A 2,220-nucleotide genomic window follows, 5' to 3' on the forward strand; every position below is an offset into this window, starting at 1 on the left:
GCGGACGCACACGCCCCGGGCGCAAACCGTTGATTGTAACCCGCCGGGCGTGCCGCCGTCCGCCGCCGCCGTGTTCGCGGGCGGCGCCACGCCGCTCGCGCGCAACTGGCGTTCCAGTTCGTCGACGCGCGCGCGCTGCTCTTCCAGCTGTTGTCGCATGATCTTGAGCTGCTCGAGGAGGTCAGGACCGGACTGGGCACCGGCCGGGATGGCCGCCAGGGCCACGCTGACACCAATCACGCCGTACAGCGCTGGAATTTTATGCATAGGTTTTCTCCAGGTAAAAATCCGTCACCTGCCGGTGGCGGCGGTATTGAGCGCGTTCGCGAGGCTGGACTGGAAGTTCATGGACTGCAGCAGTCCGCGTGCGTTCACGCTTGCATTGATGATGGTCTGGTTGTTGATCAACTGGTTGTTCAGGCTGTTCTGGATGACGGTGCCGCCCAGCGTGGTGTCGCCCATCTGGACGTTGAACGTGCCGCCGCCGTTCTGGATCAGCCGCACCTGGTTCGCCATGTCGGCGGTGAGCGTACTGTGGCCGCTCGTCAGCTTGCCGAGGTCGCCGAGCTCCAGCTGGCTGCGTTCGGCCACGTTGCCGTTGATCGTGACGATGCGCTCGATGCCGAGCGATACCGCCAGGCCGTTGTCGGTGATGAAGCCGCCGCGGTAGTCGTCCAGCGAGTCGGCCGCCACGGCGTTGTCGCTGGTGAACGGGTTGTCCGGGCCGCTGGCATGGCCCTGCGTCGCGATCGCGGCGCTGGCCAGCACGAGGCCGATCTGGACGGGGATGCGCATGGGGTCTCCTGTCAAAAATCGCCGGGACCGAATTTCGGCAGCGTCGTCATGTCGATCGCGGTCCGGGTCACACCCTCGGCCAGCGGCGCGCGCGGCGCGGCGCGCCAGTCGAGGTCGGCGTTGAACGAAGGCTTGCCGGGCGCGTCGTGGATCACGAACAGCAGCCGGGTCGGCCAGATGGATTCGAAGTGCTCGCGCGTCACGGAGCGCGTGCCGCTGGACGGATCGCCCAGCAGGATGCGCCCGTCGTCCGCGCCCTTGATCACGACGAAGTGGTTGTAGCCCTTCTCGGAGATCAGCACGATGGCGGGCAGTTTGCTGTCGAACAGTTTCTGCAACGGCACCTGGAAGCCGTCCGCCTTATAGCCGATCTTTGCGAGATAGCGCTGCATGTCCAGCAGCGAAAAGCCTTCGCGCCGGATCTTGGCCTGGTCGCCGATCTCCCACATCGCCTTGAAGGCGGTCGTTTCGCTGATCGGATAGCCGTAGTGATAGGTCAGCAGCGTGGCCAGGGCGGCCGAGCCGCAGCTGAAGTCGTATTGCTGGCGGGTCGTCGACGCGAAGCGCAGTTCGCGCATGCTCTTGACCGGTACGTCGAACCGGGCGCCGCCCGCGATCGGCAGGTCGGCCGCATCCACGCGGGCAGCGCCCGCCAGTGCGCACAGCAGCAGGGGCAGGGCGCCGTACTTCATTTGAACTGCAGGTTGACGATGGTGGCATTCTGGATCAGGACGTTCGCGCCGCTGTTCTGGATAACCACCGGTATGCCCGACATGTTGGCGAACGCGCCGGCATCGATCGTGTTCGACCCCGTGACGACGTTCACCGCGCTGTTGCCGCTCACGACCCCGCCGAGATTCGCGTTGTTGCTGGTGTTGAACGTGTCCGTCCCACCGCGCGAATGCTCCAGCTTGCCCAGGTCGGCGGCGGGGCCGAATCCGAGCGAGTCCTGCGCCTGGACCGACTTGCCGTCTCCCTTGTCGGCACCCGTGGCCGGCTGGGCGGCCGGCGCGCTGTCCCGGGCGGGAACCGCGAGTTCCGGTCCTGCCCAGGCCGCGGATGCGCAGACCGCGAGCACAGCGAAGCTGCACACGCGGTTGCTGACGCTACTCTTGAGTGATGACTGCATTCTCTACCCCCGGTTGCATCGAAAAACCGCCGTGCCCGCAGGCACGGCGGTCCTTGGCATTACTTGCCGACAGCCAGGTTGCTCTGGACGTTGACACTCTGCTGGACCAGCGAGGAGAAGCCGTTGTTCTGGCTGATCACCATCACGCCCGCAGCCGACTGGCCGACACCGCTCATGTTGTTGGACATGTCGAAGGAGCCGGCATTGACGGTGTTCGAGCCGCCGTTGCCGCCGGTGCCCGCACCGCCCAGGCCACCCGTGCCCACGCCGGCCGTGATGTTGGCCAGGGCGCCGCC

At 66.3% G+C, this 2,220-nt stretch carries 4 protein-coding genes and 1 pseudogene; all 5 read right to left on the reverse strand.

Annotated features, from left to right (window positions below; translation table 11 throughout):
* Positions 1–267, reverse strand: a 267-nt coding sequence (locus ACEN88_RS29660) for a hypothetical protein (protein WP_413345470.1), incomplete at its 3' end; no start/stop codon positions are given.
* A 24-nt stretch (positions 268–291) separates the two neighbouring features.
* Entirely contained in the window at positions 292–795 is a 504-nt protein-coding gene (locus ACEN88_RS29665) for a hypothetical protein (RefSeq protein ID WP_413345472.1), read from the reverse strand.
* Between the two features lie 11 nt (positions 796–806).
* Positions 807–1,487 carry a C39 family peptidase gene (locus ACEN88_RS29670; RefSeq protein WP_413345473.1) on the reverse strand — a complete coding sequence of 227 codons (681 nt, stop codon included), beginning with the start codon at positions 1,485–1,487 and terminating at the stop codon, positions 807–809.
* Entirely contained in the window at positions 1,484–1,924 is a 441-nt protein-coding gene (locus ACEN88_RS29675) for a hypothetical protein (protein ID WP_413345475.1), read from the reverse strand. The genes ACEN88_RS29670 and ACEN88_RS29675 overlap by 4 nt, the downstream gene beginning before the upstream one ends.
* A gap of 59 nt (positions 1,925–1,983) precedes the next feature.
* Positions 1,984–2,220: pseudogene (locus ACEN88_RS29680) on the reverse strand (hypothetical protein); the annotation flags it as partial.

Origin of the sequence: Massilia sp. CT11-108 (assembly GCF_047302915.1) — a bacterium.
GTDB classification, from domain to species: domain Bacteria; phylum Pseudomonadota; class Gammaproteobacteria; order Burkholderiales; family Burkholderiaceae_D; genus Telluria; species Telluria orientalis.

Bases quoted from the DNA above. Each gene is read 5' to 3' on its own strand.
- ACEN88_RS29665 (WP_413345472.1), bottom strand. From the start codon at position 795: ATGCGCATCCCCGTCCAGATCGGCCTCGTGCTGGCCAGCGCCGCGATC.
- ACEN88_RS29670 (WP_413345473.1), bottom strand. From the start codon at position 1,487: ATGAAGTACGGCGCCCTGCCCCTGCTGCTGTGCGCACTGGCGGGCGCT.
- ACEN88_RS29675 (WP_413345475.1), bottom strand. From the start codon at position 1,924: ATGCAGTCATCACTCAAGAGTAGCGTCAGCAACCGCGTGTGCAGCTTC.